The following is a 14,975-nucleotide window of genomic DNA, read 5'->3' as shown; positions in this document are numbered from 1 at the left end:
GAGGTGCAGGGGCTACGGGCCGCCGAAGCGCTCGGTGCGGACTCGGGCGGGGTCGTGGCCCTGGGCGACCAGGGCAGTGGCGACGGCCTCGACGAAGGCGGTGGGGCCGCAGACGTAGACCGTCGGCTCCTCGGAGGCGGGGATCGCCGTGGCGGCCAGCAGCTCGGGGGTGAGCCGGCCCGCGGGACGAGCGGCGCCGGGCGGGGCGACGCGGGTGTACACGAGCTCGGTCTCGACGCCGCCGCGGTCGGCGGGCAGCTCGCCGAGTGCGCGCAGGTCGTCGCGGTAGTAGGCGAAGACGCTGGAGCGCACGGAGTAGAGCAGGCGCATCGGGGCGGCGCTCCCGACGCGGCCGTGCTCGCGGGCCATCGCCATCAGCGGGACCAGCCCGCTGCCGCCGGCGATCAGCTGCACCGGCTCGGTCTGCTCGGGACGCCAGACGAACCAGCCGCCGATCGGACCGCGCACCTCGAGGCGGTCACCCGCCTCCAGTCCCTCGACCAGATACGGCGAGACCTCGCCGTCGTCGAGGCGCTCGACGGCCAGCTCGACGCGGTCGCCGTCGGAGGGCGCGCCGATGGAATAGGAGCGGCTGGCCTGGTAGCCGTCGGGCGCGGTCAGCCGCACGTCGAGGTGCTGCCCGGCGAGGTGCCCGGGCCAGCCGGGGACGCGGAGCGCGATGAGGCGCGAGGTCGGAGTGAGCGGCAGGACCGATTCGGTCACCGCCTCCGTCCAGATCACCAGTAGCGCTCCTCCTTCCAGGGATCGCCGTGCATGTGGTAGCCGTTCTGCTCCCAGAAGCCGGGTTCGTCGCCGGGCATGAGGCGGAGGCTGCGGACCCACTTCGCGCTCTTCCAGAGGTAGAGGTGCGGCACGAGCAGCCGCGCGGGGCCGCCGTGCTCGGCCGCGAGCGGCGCACCCTCGAACTCGGTCGCGATCCAGGCCTTGCCGTCGCGGATCTCGGAGAGCGGCAGGTTGGTCGTGTAGCCGCCGTAGCTCTGCGCCATCACGAAGCCGGCGTCGCTCTCGATGCCGTCGAGCAGGAGGTCGACCGAGACGCCGCGCCAGTTCGTCGCGAGCTTGGACCAGCGCGTGACGCAGTGGAGGTCGGTGTGGATGTCCTCGCGGGGCAGCGCGGCGAACTCGTCCGCCGTCCAGCGGCGCACCCCGGCGGGGCCGGCGTCGATCGAGAAGGCCCACTCGTGGATGTTCGGGGTCGGCCCGATCGAGAGGACGGGGAAGCCCTTCTCCAGGTACTGGCCCGGCGGGATGTCCGGGTTCTGCTCGCGCTTGCCGAAGAAGCCCCGCGTGATGATGCCCATGTCCGCCTCAAGTCCTCGGGTGCGCCCCGGTCCGTGGATGCCGCTCGTCGCTCGCCAGGCTAGCGCGCGGCGCCCCGCTACCGCATCGGGCCGCGAGCGGCGAGCCCGCGACCGTGTCGGGGGTGGGTGCGAGGATCGGGCCATGAGCAGAACAGTCGTGCCGCCGTATCTCCTCGTCCGCATCGCCCGACTCGACGACCCGGCGTTCGCCCGGGCCGCGCGGGCGGCCAGCCGCTCGCTCGAGCAGGACGTGCCCTTCCGTCGCGTCCGGCCGGGCGAGCCCTCCCCCGGTCGCTCGACCGCCACCGCGTCGCCGGTCCCCCGCGCGGAGCGGGTCGCCGCCCTCCAGCGGACCATCTCGGACGCGCAGTCGACCGAGACCCTGCCCGGCACCGTCGTGCGCACCGAGGGCGCTCCCGCCACCGGCGACGCCGCGGCGGACGAGGCCTACGACGGGCTCGGCGCGATGTCCGAGTTCCTGCAGCAGGCCTTCGGCCGCGACTCGATCGACGACGCCTGGCTGCCGCTGGACGCGACGGTGCACTTCGGCGAGGACTACGACAACGCCTTCTGGGACGGCTCGCGGATGGTCTTCGGCGACGGCGACGGGCAGGTCTTCCGCCGGTTCACGGTCTCGCAGAGCGTGATCGGCCACGAGTTGGCGCACGGGATCACCGAGTACACCGCCAACCTGGTCTACCGCGGGCAGTCGGGGGCGCTCAACGAGTCGATCTCGGACGTGTTCGGCGCGATGCTCGAGCAGTTCGGCGCCGGCCAGAGCGCGGAGGACGCGAGCTGGCTGATCGGCGAGGGCCTCTTCACCGACGAGGTGCAGGGCACCGCGCTGCGCTCGATGATCGCGCCGGGCACCGCCTACGACGACGACGTGCTCGGGAAGGACCCGCAGCCCGGCTCGATGGCCGACTACGTCGACACCGAGGACGACAACGGCGGCGTGCACATCAACTCCGGCATCCCCAACCGCGCCTTCGCGGTCGCGGCGCTCGAGCTCGGCGGTCCCTCGTGGGAGCGCGCGGGGCAGGTCTGGTACGACGTGCTGACCGGCGGCGTGCTGACGGCGACGGCGGACTTCGAGGGCTTCGCGGCGCTCACCGTGACCGCGGCGGCCGAGCGCTTCGGCGCCGGCTCCGAGGTCGAGGCGGCGGTCCGCACCGGCTGGACGACGGTGGGGGTCGCGCTGCCGGAGTAGCGGCCTCCCCCTGCTGGTCGAGGAGCCCCGCAGGGGCGTATCGAGACCCACCACCGTCAGCAGTCCGGTCTGCAGACTCGCCTCTCGGCGGTGGTGGATCTCGATACGCCCGCTGCGCGGGCTACTCGATCAGCATGGGGGGCCGTCGCGCGGGCTGCTCGACCAGCATGCTGCGGGGGCGGGCGCGTACGATCGCGGCCATGGATGTGATCGTGTCGCGCAGTGGCGGCTTCGCCGGGCTCCGCCGGGTCTGGCGGATCGATGTCGATCAGCAGCCGGACGAGGGCGCCTGGCACGCTCTGATCGGCTCGCTCGACTGGGACGACCGGCCGCGCGCCGCGGCGGCTCCTGCCGGGCGGCCAGATCGCTTCGTCTACGAGATCCGGGTGCAGACGCACACGGTGCGGCTCGGTGAGACGGAGCTCGACGGGGCCTGGCGCGAGCTGGTCGATCGTGTGAAGAGGGCGCAGCCGCGCTGAGGGGCGGCTGCGGGGAACGACGAAGGCGCAGACCCCGGTGAACGGGGGCTGCGCCTTCGGTGCTTGCGGGTGGGTCACTGTGGGAAGACCACCTCGTCGGTGGGCGACGGTCATGCTGATCGAGTAGCCCGCGAAGCGGGCGTATCGAGATCCACGCGCGCCCTAGGACACGCCTGCAGACCGCCCTGCTGACGACGGTGGGTCTCGGTACGCCCCTGCGGGGCTACTCGACCAACATGAGGCAGGCGCCCCTGCAGGGCTGCTCGACCAGAGGGCTACTTCGTGCCGAGGAGATCGATCACGAAGATGAGGGTCTTGCCGGAGAGGGGGTGGCCTCCGCCGGCGGGGCCGTAGGCGAGGGCGGGCGGGCAGATCAGCTTGCGACGGCCGCCGACCTTCATGCCGGGGATGCCCTGCTGCCAGGCGCGGATGAGGTTGTTGAGGGGGAAGTTGATCGACTGGTTGCGGCTCCAGGAGGAGTCGAACTCCTCGCCGGTGTCGTACTCGACGCCGAGGTAGTGCACGTCGACGGTGGAGCCGGGCTGGGCCTCGGCGCCGTCGCCGATGACGAGGTCCTCGACGACGAGGGTGTCGGGGGCCGGGCCGTCGGGGGCGTCGAGCTCGGGCTTGGTCAGGTTCTCGCTGCTCATGCTCTCCATCCTAGGAGGGCCGCCCTGGACGCTCGATCCCTGCCGGCCTCCACTCCGGACCGGCTCACTCCACCAGGGTGAGGCGCTGCGTCGGCCGGGTCATCGCGACGTACAGCGAGGCGGCGCCGCGCTCCTCCGCCGCGATCAGCCGCGGCCGGGCGATCACGACGGAGTCGAACTCGAGCCCCTTCGCGTCGGCCGTCGAGAGCACGGCGACCGGCCGGTCGAGACCGCGGGAGCCGCGGCCGACCTCGCGGCCGAGCTCCTGCTCCAGCCGCGCGGTGATCGCGTCGAGCTCGTCGTCGGGCGCGATCACGGCGAGCGTGCCGTCCCCGATCGCGCGGTCCTCCAGGACGACGGCGAGCACCCGGTCGGCGAGCACGGCGTCGCCGCGGTCGCGCACGGTGCGGACCGGCCACTCCGTGGAGCGCACCGCCTCGCCCGGGGTGATCTCGAGTCCGTTCTCGCGTGCGGTGCGCTCGGCGTAGGCGACGATCTGCGCGGGCGTGCGGTAGTTGACGGTCAGCTCCTCGAGGCGCCACGGAGCCGCCTCGCCGTCGCGGCCCTGGCGGCCGAAGGTGTCGCGGAGCGCGGCGTCCCAGCTGGACGCGGCCGAGGCTCCGGACGCCTGGGCGACGTCGCCGACGATGGTGAAGGAGCGCATCGGGCAGCGGCGCAGCAGCACCCGCCACTGCATCGGCGAGAGCTCCTGCGCCTCGTCGACCACGACGTGGCCGTAGGTCCAGGAGCGGTCGGCCGCCGCGCGCTCGGCGGTGGTGCCGACGCTGGTGCGCTCGGCGAAGCCCGCCGCGAGGTCCTTGGCGTTGACCATCCCGTCGACGCCCATGTTGCGGATCGCGGCCTCGGCGTTCTCGACGTCCCGGCGGCGCTGCTCCTTCTCGGCCTTCTTCTGCGCGTCGGCGTGGTCGTCGTAGGCGCCGAGGAGCTCGGCCGCCTCGTCGAGCAGCGGCACGTCGGAGACGGTGAAGGCGGCGTCGCGGTCGCGGCGCAGCAGGGCGCGCTGCTCGGGAGTCCAGCGCGGGGTGAGCGAGGCGAACCAGTTCGGCCGGGCGTAGAGGTCCTGCAGCAGCTTCTCCGGGGTGAGCGGGATCCACGCGGTGTTGAGGGCGACGCGGACGTCGTACGCGGTGCGGACGTCCTCGCGGAGGACGGCCTCGTCGGCCTCGTCGACCGTGTTGCCGTGGCTGCGCAGCTGGTCGGCGAGCTGGCGGGTCAGCTGCGTGATCATCGCCTTGACGAAGGTGACGCGGGCCTCGTTGTGCGGCTTGCGGGAGTCGCGGGCGCGGGTGATCGCCCGCTCCACCTCGTGCGGCTCGAGCCGCAGCTTCTCGCCGTTGACGTCGAGGACCAGCGTCTCGGCCGGCACGGCCTGGCGCGAGCGGACGGCGCGCTTGAGCAGCTCGGCCATCCGCGCGGAGCCCTTGACCCGGGCGACCGCCGGGCGGTCCTCCTCGATCAGGTCGAGACCCGGGTAGAGCTGGCCGAGGGTGGAGAGCACGACGCCGGTCTCGCCGAGGGAGGGCAGCACCGCCTCGATGTAGCGCAGGAAGGAGCGCGACGGCCCGACGACGAGCACCCCGGAGGAGGCGATGCGGTCGCGGTGCGAGTAGAGGAGGTAGGCGGCGCGGTGAAGCGCCACGGCGGTCTTGCCCGTGCCGGGGCCGCCCTGCACGACGAGCACGCCGCGCAGCTCGGAGCGGATGATGCGGTCCTGCTCGCTCTGGATGGTCGCGACGATGTCGTGCATCCGCCCGGTGCGCTGGGCGCCGAGAGCCGCCATCAGGGCGCCCTCGCCCTGGAGCGCCGTGCCCTCGCGGAGCAGCTCCTCGTCGAAGACCTCGTCCTCGAAGCGGATCACCTCGCGGCCGCGGAGGGTCAGGTGCCGGCGGGCGCGGGTGCCCATCGGGCGGGCGGCGGTGGCCTGGTAGAAGGCGGCCGACTGGGGAGCGCGCCAGTCGAGCAGCAGGGTGTCCTGCTCGTCGTCGCGGAGGCCGATGCGGCCGATGTAGCGGTGCTCCGTCTCGGCGTCGGCGAGGGTGAGCCGGCCGAAGGCGAGCCGGTCGTCGGCGCCCGAGAGCGAGCGGATGCGGTCCTCGTAGAGGCGCGCGAACGCGTCGCGCTCGGACCGGCTCTGGTGGTTGCCCCCGACGCTCTCGATCCGGACCGAGTCGAGCGCCTCCCTGGACTGCGCGATCAGCTCGTCGAGGCGGGCGTAGAGCCCCGCCACGTACGCGCGCTCACGCGAGAGCTCGGACTCGAGGATCGTGTCGCTGTCCGTCATCGTGCGCCCTTCCGTGCCGGTTCCGCGGTCTCGGGCGGGAGGCGGTTGCGCTCCGGGGACCGTCGAAAACAGGCGGTCCAGTCTAACGACCGCTCGGGCGCCGACCGGCGCGACGGGGCTTCTCGCGCCTCGCCGTGGGCGAACGGCGCCGCCCTCTTGCGGGCGGCCGCCGAGAGGCGCATGCTGTCCTCCAAGAAGAGCTCGACGCCCCGTCAGAGCAGCCGGCCCTGCCGCTGCCGCAGGGCGTCGAGGTCTTTAACGGGCGTTCTCCGGCGCCGATCTCGTCGGGCCCGCTCGGGAAGAGAAGCGGCCGCCCCCGCGTTGCACGGTGCATGCCTTCGACGAGCAGCACTGTCACCGCCCCCTCCCGCGCCTCGATCGACACCACCGAGTCGGCCCGCGCCGGCTGGGAGTCGTGGCTCGCGCGCCGTGCCGAGCGGGTCACCGGCCCGCGCGGCGACCTCGCCCTGGTCGAGACCCGCTGGCTCGAGCCGGGCGAGCGCGTCGACGACGAGGCCGCGCTGGCCGGCTACGGGCCGACCGCGACCCTCACGCGCATGCGCCGCGCGAGCCTGGACACCGGCGAGGAGGAGTACGGCTACCGCGTCTGGGACGCGGCCTCCGAGGGCATCCGCTCGTTCGACGCGATCGAGACCTTCCCCTTCGACGCCGCCTGGGTGCTCGAGGCCTGGTTCGAGCCGGTCGACGACGCGCGCACCATCCCGTTCGAGCACCTCCGCGACAACGGGGCGACGCGCGACCTCGTCGTGCCCGGCGACATCACCTTCTCGCTCGTCGACGACGGGCGGGCGCACGAGTACACGGTCGCCGCGTTCGACGACGGCGGCACACTGCTCGTCCCGTTCGGCGACCCGACCAACCGCAGTGACGACCCGGAGCTGAAGAGCTACCCGGTCGGCCGGTTCCTCGTGGTGCAGCGTCTGGGCGGAGCGGCCGACGCCGGGACGCCCGGCCCGGTGCTGCTCGACTTCAATCGCGCCTACATCCCGCCGTGCGGCTTCTCGCCGCACTACAACTGCCCGCTGCCGCCCGCGCAGAACCGCCTCGGCGTCGCGGTGACCGCCGGCGAGCGCCGGGTGCTTCGCGCCGACTGAGGCCGCTCGGACTCAAGGTCGGCCGTCTCCCGCGGGAGGCGCCGGCCTCGGGTCCGCCGACCTCGGCTCAGAGACTCTCCCAGGTCGTGCGCGCGGCAGGGCCCGGCACGATGCGGACGCGGTCGATCGACGACCGACGCCCCTCCGGGTCGACGAAGGCGAGCTCGAGACGCTCGCCCGAGTCCGCATCGGAGGCGAGCGAGGCCGCGCCGTGCGGGGCCGGGCGGTTCTCGTCGCCCCACTGGGCGAGCGCGACGAGGACGAGCTTGAGCGCACGGCCCTGCTCGGTCAGCTCGTAGCGCGAGCGCTCCCGCGAGCCCTCCGGCCGGTAGGGCACCTTCTCGAAGACGCCCGCCTCGGTCAGGGTCCGCAGCCGCGCCGAGAGCACGTCGCTCGGCACCCCGAGCCGCTCGCGGAACTCGGAGTAGGTGCTCGCCCCGCGCAGCGCCTCGCGGACGATCAAGAGGCTCCAGCGCTCGCCGAGCAGCTCGAGCGACCGGGCGACCGAGCAGCGCTCGGCCCGGTCGTCGTCGACGTCGACGGGGCTGCGGGCGGTGGGCACTCACCGAGACTAACCCGGCTCGACCTCGCTTGGACATTCCAAGCCAGGGCACTAGCGTGACCTCCATGCCGACTCCCAGCACCCTCGTCCGCCCTCCCGTGCGCTTCGGGCGGCGAGGTGCCTTCTGGGTCTCGACGCTCGTGCTGGCGCTCTGCCTCTGGTCCAGCGGCGCCCCCTCCGTGCTCTACCCGAGCTACGCCCAGGAGTGGGGCCTCTCCCCCGTCGTCATCACCTCCGTCGTCGGCGCCTACCCCGTCGCGCTGCTGCTCGCGCTGCTCCTGGTCGGCGGACTGTCCGACGTGATCGGGCGGCGGCGGACGATGCTGCTGGGCATCGCGCTGATCGCGGTCTCGGCGGTCGTGTTCTCGCTCGCGGACGGCGTCGCGCTCCTCTACGTCGGCCGGGCGATGCAGGGCGTCGGGACCGCGCTGGCGCTCAGCGCGGCGAGCGCCTCCCTCGTGGACGACAACGTGTCCGCGAACCCGCGCCTGCCCTCCTCGCTCACGACCGTGTCGACCGCCGCGGGGCTCACCCTCTCGCTGCTGCTCTCGGGCGCGCTCGCGCAGTACGCGCCGCTGCCGCTGCAGCTGAGCTACTGGGTCCTGGCGCTGGTCGGGGCGGTCACCCTCGTCCTGCTGGCGCTCGGCCGCGACGACCGCCCGGTCGCGGGCGCCCGCTGGCGGCCGCATCTCCCCTCCGTGCCGGTCGGCCTCCGACGGGCGTACGCCGGCGCGACCCTCGCCGTCTCGGTCGCCTACGCGGTCGGCGCCCTCGTGCTCTCCCTCGGCGCCCAGATGGCCCGGGAGCTGACCGGCACGACCGACCTGCTCGTGATCGGCTCGGTGCTCGCGCTGTCGTCGATCGTGATCGGGCTCACCGCCCTGGCGATCCAGCGCGTGCACGCGCACCTCGCGATCATCGTCGGCGCCGTGGTCGCGATCGCCGGGCTCGCGCTGATGGAGTGGACGGCGGCCAGCGGCTCGCTCGTGCTGTTCGTCGCCTTCATGATCGTCGGCGGCGTCGGCTACTCGCTCAGCTTCTCCGGCGGGCTCGCGCTGGTCGGGCAGGCGGCTCCGGCCGAGCACCGCGGCTCGATGATCTCGGCCGTGTACCTCCTGAGCTACCTGGTCCAGGCGATCACGGCCGTCGCGGCCGGGGCCGTGGCGACGGCGCTCGGGCTGGAGGCGGCGATCGACCTGGTCGCGCCGGCCGTGGCGGTCCTCGCTCTCGCCTCGGGGGTCGTCGCCGTCGTCGATCTGCGGCGTCGCCTCGCGGAGGGGCGCGGCGTCGAGGCGGCGCCTGTCGCGGAGGTCGCGGCGGTGCAGCCGCGCTGATCGGCGCGCTCGACTGCGGAGAGCGGCGTCAGCTGAGGGCGGCGTCAGCGGACGGCGATCAGGCGGCCGAGCGCCTCTGGCAGCCGGCGCAGCACCGAGACGTGGCCGTCGCCGGGGTGCTCGATCAGCCGGGCGGTCGGGAGCAGCGCCCGGAGCCGTCGGGCGTGGTGCGCCGGGATCACGCGGTCGAGGCCGCCCTGGACGAGGACGACCGGGCAGCGGATCGCCGCGAGGTCGACTCCCCACGGCGCGGCGAAGGCGACGTCGTCGTCGATCAGGCCGCCGTCACCCCACTGCTCCGAGCGCGCGACGTCCTCGCCGAGGGCCGCCCACTCCTCCTCGAGGGCCGCGTAGTCGGCCGCCACGAACGACTCGGGGTCGAACTCGTCGGTCTCGGCGAAGCGGGCGCGCGCCTCGCGGCCGTCGCGCGCCGACGCGAGGCCGCCCGGAGCGGCCATGCCGTCGAACCAGACGGGGTCGCCGTCGTCCGGGGCGGGTGAGGCGAGGACGGCGACGCCGTCGACCCTGTCGCCGAGCAGTGCGGCGCAGGCCAGGGCGTGCGGGCCGCCGCCCGAGGCGCCCGCGGTGAGGATCCGGTCGAGGCCCAGCGCGTCGAGCACGGCGCGGACGTCCTCCGCCGCGGAGGCGACGTCGCGGCCCGGCCGCGCGGTCGAACCGCCGTAGCCGGGGCGGGCGTAGGAGAGGAGACGGAGTCCGCGCGCGCGGGCGGCCTCGAGCACCGGGACGAGCAGGGCGCCGGTCTGCGGGGAGCCGTGCTGCCAGAGCAGCGGCCGCCCCTCGTCGCCGCTGTCGTGGACGACGAGCGTCCTGCCGTCGCCGGTCGCGACCTGGATGGTGGGCGCCATGTCCTGCTCCTGTCCTCTCGCGGACCCCGCGGCCCGCTGATCCCCCGGTCCGGACCGCTCAGCCGCCGGTGAGCGCCGCGCGGCGGGCGACGAGCTCGTCGAGCAGCACGCGCTCGTCGACGGCGGCCGCTCGACCGCCGCGGCCGGCGAGCTGCTGCTGGCGCACGTGCGCGAGCCTCGTCGCGGAGCGGATGAAGCCGCGCATCGCCCGGGGCCGGTCGCCCCCGGCCACCCGGGCCCAGCGCGCGGCGGTGCGACGACCCTCGGCGGTGCCGATCATCCGCACCTCGGTCGGCGAGAGCCAGCCCGCGGCCGCATAGTCGCCCAGACGCTCGAGCGTGACCCGCCGCTCCTGCCTGCGCAGCAGCGTGACGACGACGACCGCGACCACGAACAGCGGCACCTGCACGACGCCGTAGAAGCCGAACCAGTCGGCGACGAGGAAGGACGAGCCGTTCCAGAGCGCGTGCAGGAACGCCGCGAGCGCGAGTCCCAGGAGCGCGATCGGCAGGCGCGCGGCCGGCGGGCGGCTCATCGCGAACCCGAGCGCCGCGCCGGTGCAGGAGGTGAAGAGCACGTGCGCGAAGGGCGAGAGCACGCCGCGGAGGAAGAACGTGACGGCGAGCGAGCCGAGACCGCCCTCCACCAGCGCGCTGCCGAAGTACAGGATGTTCTCGACGAAGGCGAAGCCGGAGGCGACGACCGCCGCGTAGACGATGCCGTCGACCGGTCCGTCGAAGCTGCGGCGCCAGATCAGCAGGATCAGCAGGACGCCGAGGCCCTTCGCCGACTCCTCGACGATCGGCGCCTGGATCACGGCGCCGACGAAGTCCGACTCGCTCGGCTGCGCACCGGAGGCGTAGACCGCGATCTGCACACCGAGGTCGACCAGCAGCGAGATGGCCACCGAGCCGGCCGCTCCCCAGAGGAAGGCGAACCAGAGGCCGAGCGGCGCTTCGGGCTCCCAGCGGTCGACCCAGCGGACGCCGGCCAGCACGATCAGCAGCGGCACCAGGGCGACGACCGCGCAGATCCCGGCCGCGGTCGCGCCGAGCCCGGAGACGACGTAGGCGAGGACCAGCAGCAGCAGGACCCCCAGCAGCGCGACGCCGATCGCGCCCAGCACCGTCGGGACGATCGAGGGGCGGGCGGGGGCCGGCGGCGGATAGGCGCTCATGGGCTCCGAGAGTAGGGCACCGGCGGACGCGCGGCCCGGCGCTTGACAGCGGGTGCGGGTGGGGCGCCCCGCGGGACCGCCCTGCTGATCGACTAGCCCGCGCCGCGGGCGTATCGAGATCCACCACCGTGCGGAGGGGCGCCGCCGCATCCTCCCCTCACCACCGAGTCGCGAAGCGGCTCCGTGTGCGGGTGGGAGGCGGCGCAGCTCGCGGGGCCGTGTCCGATTTCCGCGATCCTCCGGCCGCGGGGCGTGCCAGTCTCGGAGCATGGTCGAGGATCCGCTGTTCGAGGAGCGCTACCGCGCGGTCGCCTCGCGCGACTCCCGCTTCGACGGCCGGTTCATCACCGGGGTGCACTCGACCGGCATCTACTGCCGGCCGAGCTGTCCCGCCACGACGCCCCGGCCCGCGAACGTCCGGTTCTACCCGACCGCGGCGGCCGCGCACGAGGCAGGGCTGCGCGCCTGCAAGCGCTGCCTCCCGGACGCGGTGCCCGGCTCGCCGGAGTGGAACCTGCGCGACGACACCGCGGCGCGCGCGATGCGGCTGATCGGCGACGGTGTGGTCGATCGCGAGGGGGTCGAGGGGCTGGCCGGGCGCCTGGGCTACGGCGCCCGCCAGCTCGGACGGATCCTGCGCGTCGAGCTGGGCGCGCCGCCGCTCGCCCTCGCCCGGGCGCAGCGGGCGCAGACCGCCCGGCTGCTGCTCACCGGCACGGAGCTGCCGGTGTCGGAGGTGGCGTTCGCCGCGGGGTTCGCGAGCATCCGGCAGTTCAACGCGACGATCCAGGAGGTGTACGAGCGGAGCCCGAGCGCGCTGCGGGCCTCGGCCCGGGGAGGCCGGTCGGAGGCGGCCGTCCACGCGGGCGCGACGACGCTCGAGCTGCGGCTCGCCGTGCGGGCGCCGTTCGATCCGGGCGTGCTCGCCGTCCTCGGCACCGACGCAGTGCCGGGGCTCGAGGAGGCGGGTCAGGGCCGGTACTCGCGCTCGCTCGCGCTGCCCGGCGGCCCGGCGATCGTGCGGCTCGAGCCGGACGGCGATGCCCTCCGCTGCACCGCGACCCTGGTCTCGGTGGCCGATGTCGGCCCCCTGGTCGCGCGGGTGCGCCGGCTGCTCGACCTCGACGCCGACTCCGCCGCGATCGACGAGGCGCTCGGCGCCGATCCGGTGCTGGCGCCGCTGGTCGCGGTGACCCCCGGGATCCGCCTGGCGGGCTCCGTCGACCCGGCCGAGACCCTGCTGCGCGCGCTGATCGGGGTCGGTGCGCCGGCCGCGGTCGCGCGCACGGCGCTGACCCGGCTGGTCTCGGCACTCGGCGAGCCGCTGCCCGCCGGCCTCGCCGCCGGCGGTGTCACCCACGCGTTCCCGTCTCCCGCGGCGATCGCGGAGAACGGAGCGGACGTGCTGCGCGGCTCCGAACGCCGCGTCGAGACCGTCCGGCGGAGCGCGGCCCTCCTGGCCGACGGCACTCTGCGCCTGGACGCGGGCCTCCGCCGCGAGGACCTGGTGGAGCGCCTGCTCGCCGTCGACAGCATCGAGCCGGCGACGGCCGCCTCCGTCGCGGCGCGGATCACCGGCGACCCGGACGTCCTGCCGGCCCGCGACCGCGCCGTCCGCGGCGGCGCCGCCGCACTCGGCCTCCCCTCGACTCCCCGAGCCCTCACCGCGGCCGCCCGCCCCTGGGCCCCCTGGCGCAGCTACGCCGCCCTGCACCTCGCCGCGAGATGCCACTTATGAGCGCGACACGCCGCGAAACGCGGTCACAAGTGGCATCTCGCGGAAAGCGGGCCACGTCGCACCAGCACTGAGTGCGACCCGCCCGGGTGATGCTCCTCGGCAGCTGCGCGCAGGCGCTCCCCGCGAGATGCCACTTATAAGCGCGACACGCCGAGGAAAGCGTGCACAAGTGGCATCTCGCGGAGGAAGTACGGCGGGCTACTCCGTGGGGGGCTCGATGATCGGGAGGGACGCGGTCATCGCCTCGATGCCGGAGAGGCGGGCGGGCGAGATGAGGCGCAGGACCTCCTCGCGGGACATCAGGCCGGCCTCGACGACGAGGTCGGCGACGTTGCGGCCGGTGGCGAGCGCCGCCTTCGCGATCGCGGCCGACGCGGTGTAGCCGATGCTCGGGGTCAGTGCGGTGACGACGCCGACGGAGGAGGCGACCATCGCCTCGAGGCGGTCGACGTTCGCGGTGATGCCGTCGATGCAGTTGATCCGCAGGGTGAGGCATGCCTGGGTCATCCAGGTGATGCTCTGCAGGAGCGAGTGCGCGATGACGGGCTCGAACGCGTTCAGCTGCAGCTGACCCGCCTCGGCGGCCATCGTCACCGTGACGTCGGCGCCCGCCACCGAGTAGGCGACCTGGTTGACCACCTCGGGGATCACCGGGTTCACCTTGCCGGGCATGATGCTCGAGCCCGCCTGGCGCGACGGCAGGTTGATCTCGCCGAAGCCGGCCTGCGGACCGGAGGAGAGCAGGCGCAGGTCGTTGCAGATCTTCGACAGCTTGATGGCCGAGCGCTTCAGAGCGCTCGAGAACGACATGAAGACGCCGGTGTCGCTGGTGGCCTCGACGAGGTCCTGCGCCATCTCGAGGTCGAGGTCGGTGAGCTCGTTGAGGTGGCGGACGGCGGCGGCGCCGTAGCGCGGGTCGGCGGTGATGCCGGTGCCGATCGCGGTGGCGCCGATGTTGACCTCGGCGAGCAGCCAGATCGTCTCCGAGAGGCGCGCGTGGTCCTCGCCGAGCGTGGTGGCGAAGCCGTGGAACTCCTGGCCGAGGGTCATCGGGACGGCGTCCTGCAGCTGGGTGCGGCCGACCTTGAGGACGCTGCCGAACTCGACGGCCTTCCGCGAGAACGCGGCCTGGAGCAGGGCGAGCTCGTCGAGCAGGCGGCGCAGCGACCAGGTCATCGCGATCTTGATCGAGGTGGGGTAGACGTCGTTCGTCGACTGGCTGCGGTTCACGTCGTCGAGCGGGTGCAGGAAGGCGTAGTCGCCCTTGGGGCGCCCGGCGATCTCGAGAGCGACGTTGGCGACGACCTCGTTCGCGTTCATGTTGGTCGAGGTGCCCGCGCCGCCCTGGATCACGCCGACCACGAACTGGTCGTGGAACTCGCCGTCGATGATCCGGCGGCAGGCCTGCTCGATCAGCTCGGCCTTCGCCGGGGCGAGGCTGCCGATCTCGGTGTTCGCCCGGGCGGCGGCGAGCTTGACGGTCGCCAGGGCGCGGACCAGATCGGGGTAGATCGAGATCGGGCGCTTGGAGATCGGGAAGTTGTCGAGCGCCCGGGCGGTGTGGATGCCCCAGTAGGCGTCGGCCGGGATGTCGAGCGAGCCGAGGGAGTCGGTCTCGGTGCGGGTGTCGGCGTCCACGGGGGGTCCTTCCGGCGGGGCCTGCAGGGCGGTGCCCCGCGGGCCGTTGCTCAGGGGGTCGTTGCTCAGGGGGTCGTTGCTCGCAGGGTCGGTGCTCTCGGGGAGGGTGGTCGAGGCGGATGTCACGTCAGCTCCGTCGCTGTCGTCGTGCGGCCCCGAAGGGTGCAGGGGGTCCGCGAACTGCGCCGCCAGCCTACGCCGGGGCTCCGCTCCGGGCGGATCGGCGGCGTTCGGCGCAGGCTCCGGCTCGCCTCCTGCTCGACGGATCACCGGACGCCGGTCGGGTGGGCGGATCCACCGTCGGTCAGGCCACCTCGGACGAAGCGGCCACCGAAGGACCGTGGCGCGCAGAGTGGCCCTTCTTCTCGCCACCAGGGACGAGTGGACCGGGCCACTCTCGGAGCATCACCTCGAGATCGGATGCCCCATGCTCGCCCTGCTCCTCGTCCTCGCGATCGCCCTCGCCCTGCTCGCCGCCGTCGCGGTTCCGCTCGCACTCGCGGTCCGGCGCGACGGCTACTCCCCCGTCGCGTTCGACCGCGCCTACGACAGCCGGGGCGGCGGCGCCTGACACGGTGCCGC

14 protein-coding genes are annotated in these 14,975 nt (G+C 74.1%); 6 read left to right on the top strand and 8 right to left on the bottom strand.

Annotated elements, in window-relative coordinates; genetic code table 11:
* Nucleotides 1-12: 12 nt before the first annotated feature.
* Both EDF45_RS17515 and EDF45_RS17510 read right to left on the bottom strand, forming a co-directional pair.
* Nucleotides 13-741, bottom strand: a complete 729-nt coding sequence (locus tag EDF45_RS17515; RefSeq protein ID WP_260312261.1) for a ferredoxin reductase — start codon at nt 739-741, stop codon at nt 13-15.
* Nucleotides 738-1,322, bottom strand: a complete 585-nt coding sequence (locus EDF45_RS17510) for a molybdopterin-dependent oxidoreductase (protein WP_123447901.1) — start codon at nt 1,320-1,322, stop codon at nt 738-740. Before EDF45_RS17510 ends, EDF45_RS17515 begins: the two co-directional genes overlap by 4 nt.
* A gap of 142 nt (nt 1,323-1,464) precedes the next feature.
* Between EDF45_RS17510 and EDF45_RS17505 the strand changes: the two genes are divergently transcribed.
* Together EDF45_RS17505 and EDF45_RS17500 are read left to right on the top strand one after the other, a co-directional pair.
* Nucleotides 1,465-2,532: a M4 family metallopeptidase gene (locus EDF45_RS17505; protein ID WP_123737213.1), complete on the top strand. Its 1,068-nt coding sequence runs from the start codon at nt 1,465-1,467 to the stop codon at nt 2,530-2,532.
* 200 nt (nt 2,533-2,732) lie between these two features.
* Nucleotides 2,733-3,011, top strand: coding sequence for a protealysin inhibitor emfourin (locus tag EDF45_RS17500; RefSeq protein WP_123704992.1), 279 nt, complete (start codon nt 2,733-2,735; stop codon nt 3,009-3,011).
* 275 nt (nt 3,012-3,286) lie between these two features.
* Here EDF45_RS17500 and EDF45_RS17495 read toward each other — a convergent pair whose 3' ends face one another.
* Together EDF45_RS17495 and EDF45_RS17490 are read right to left on the bottom strand one after the other, a co-directional pair.
* Nucleotides 3,287-3,661, bottom strand: coding sequence for an FKBP-type peptidyl-prolyl cis-trans isomerase (locus EDF45_RS17495; RefSeq protein WP_123447904.1), 375 nt, complete (start codon nt 3,659-3,661; stop codon nt 3,287-3,289).
* Nucleotides 3,662-3,725: 64 nt separating this feature from the next.
* Nucleotides 3,726-5,963, bottom strand: coding sequence for a UvrD-helicase domain-containing protein (locus EDF45_RS17490; protein ID WP_123737214.1), 2,238 nt, complete (start codon nt 5,961-5,963; stop codon nt 3,726-3,728).
* A gap of 332 nt (nt 5,964-6,295) precedes the next feature.
* Here EDF45_RS17490 and EDF45_RS17485 point away from each other — a divergent pair, with 332 nt between their 5' ends.
* The gene (locus tag EDF45_RS17485) at nt 6,296-7,078 is read left to right on the top strand and encodes a DUF1684 domain-containing protein (protein ID WP_123737215.1); all 783 of its coding nucleotides are present in this window, start codon (nt 6,296-6,298) and stop codon (nt 7,076-7,078) included.
* 67 nt (nt 7,079-7,145) lie between these two features.
* Here the strand turns inward: EDF45_RS17485 and EDF45_RS17480 are convergent, their stop codons facing one another.
* Nucleotides 7,146-7,640 carry a helix-turn-helix domain-containing protein gene (locus EDF45_RS17480; RefSeq protein WP_123737216.1) on the bottom strand — a complete coding sequence of 165 codons (495 nt, stop codon included), beginning with the start codon at nt 7,638-7,640 and terminating at the stop codon, nt 7,146-7,148.
* 65 nt (nt 7,641-7,705) lie between these two features.
* Here EDF45_RS17480 and EDF45_RS17475 point away from each other — a divergent pair, with 65 nt between their 5' ends.
* A complete protein-coding gene (locus EDF45_RS17475) occupies nt 7,706-8,974 on the top strand; it encodes an MFS transporter (protein WP_123737217.1) in 1,269 nt (422 codons plus the stop codon).
* 44 nt (nt 8,975-9,018) lie between these two features.
* Here EDF45_RS17475 and EDF45_RS17470 read toward each other — a convergent pair whose 3' ends face one another.
* Both EDF45_RS17470 and EDF45_RS17465 read right to left on the bottom strand, forming a co-directional pair.
* Nucleotides 9,019-9,840: an alpha/beta fold hydrolase gene (locus EDF45_RS17470; protein WP_123737218.1), complete on the bottom strand. Its 822-nt coding sequence runs from the start codon at nt 9,838-9,840 to the stop codon at nt 9,019-9,021.
* A gap of 58 nt (nt 9,841-9,898) precedes the next feature.
* Nucleotides 9,899-11,017, bottom strand: coding sequence for a PrsW family intramembrane metalloprotease (locus EDF45_RS17465; RefSeq protein ID WP_123737219.1), 1,119 nt, complete (start codon nt 11,015-11,017; stop codon nt 9,899-9,901).
* Between the two features lie 268 nt (nt 11,018-11,285).
* Between EDF45_RS17465 and EDF45_RS17460 the strand changes: the two genes are divergently transcribed.
* Nucleotides 11,286-12,755, top strand: coding sequence for an Ada metal-binding domain-containing protein (locus EDF45_RS17460; protein ID WP_123737220.1), 1,470 nt, complete (start codon nt 11,286-11,288; stop codon nt 12,753-12,755).
* Nucleotides 12,756-12,953: 198 nt separating this feature from the next.
* On the opposite strand, the gene EDF45_RS17455 is transcribed toward EDF45_RS17460, so the two are convergent.
* Complete coding sequence (locus tag EDF45_RS17455; RefSeq protein WP_260312262.1) at nt 12,954-14,393, bottom strand: aspartate ammonia-lyase; 1,440 nt, start codon at nt 14,391-14,393, stop codon at nt 12,954-12,956.
* 427 nt (nt 14,394-14,820) lie between these two features.
* Between EDF45_RS17455 and EDF45_RS21410 the strand changes: the two genes are divergently transcribed.
* Nucleotides 14,821-14,964 carry a hypothetical protein gene (locus EDF45_RS21410; RefSeq protein WP_185020250.1) on the top strand — a complete coding sequence of 48 codons (144 nt, stop codon included), beginning with the start codon at nt 14,821-14,823 and terminating at the stop codon, nt 14,962-14,964.
* Nucleotides 14,965-14,975: the final 11 nt, after the last annotated feature.

The organism is Rathayibacter sp. PhB186, assembly GCF_003751825.1.
Classification (GTDB): Bacteria; Actinomycetota; Actinomycetes; order Actinomycetales; family Microbacteriaceae; genus Rathayibacter; species Rathayibacter festucae.
The sequence above is the reverse complement of the archived record's forward strand: the minus strand, read 5'-3'. Positions and strand labels throughout refer to the sequence as shown.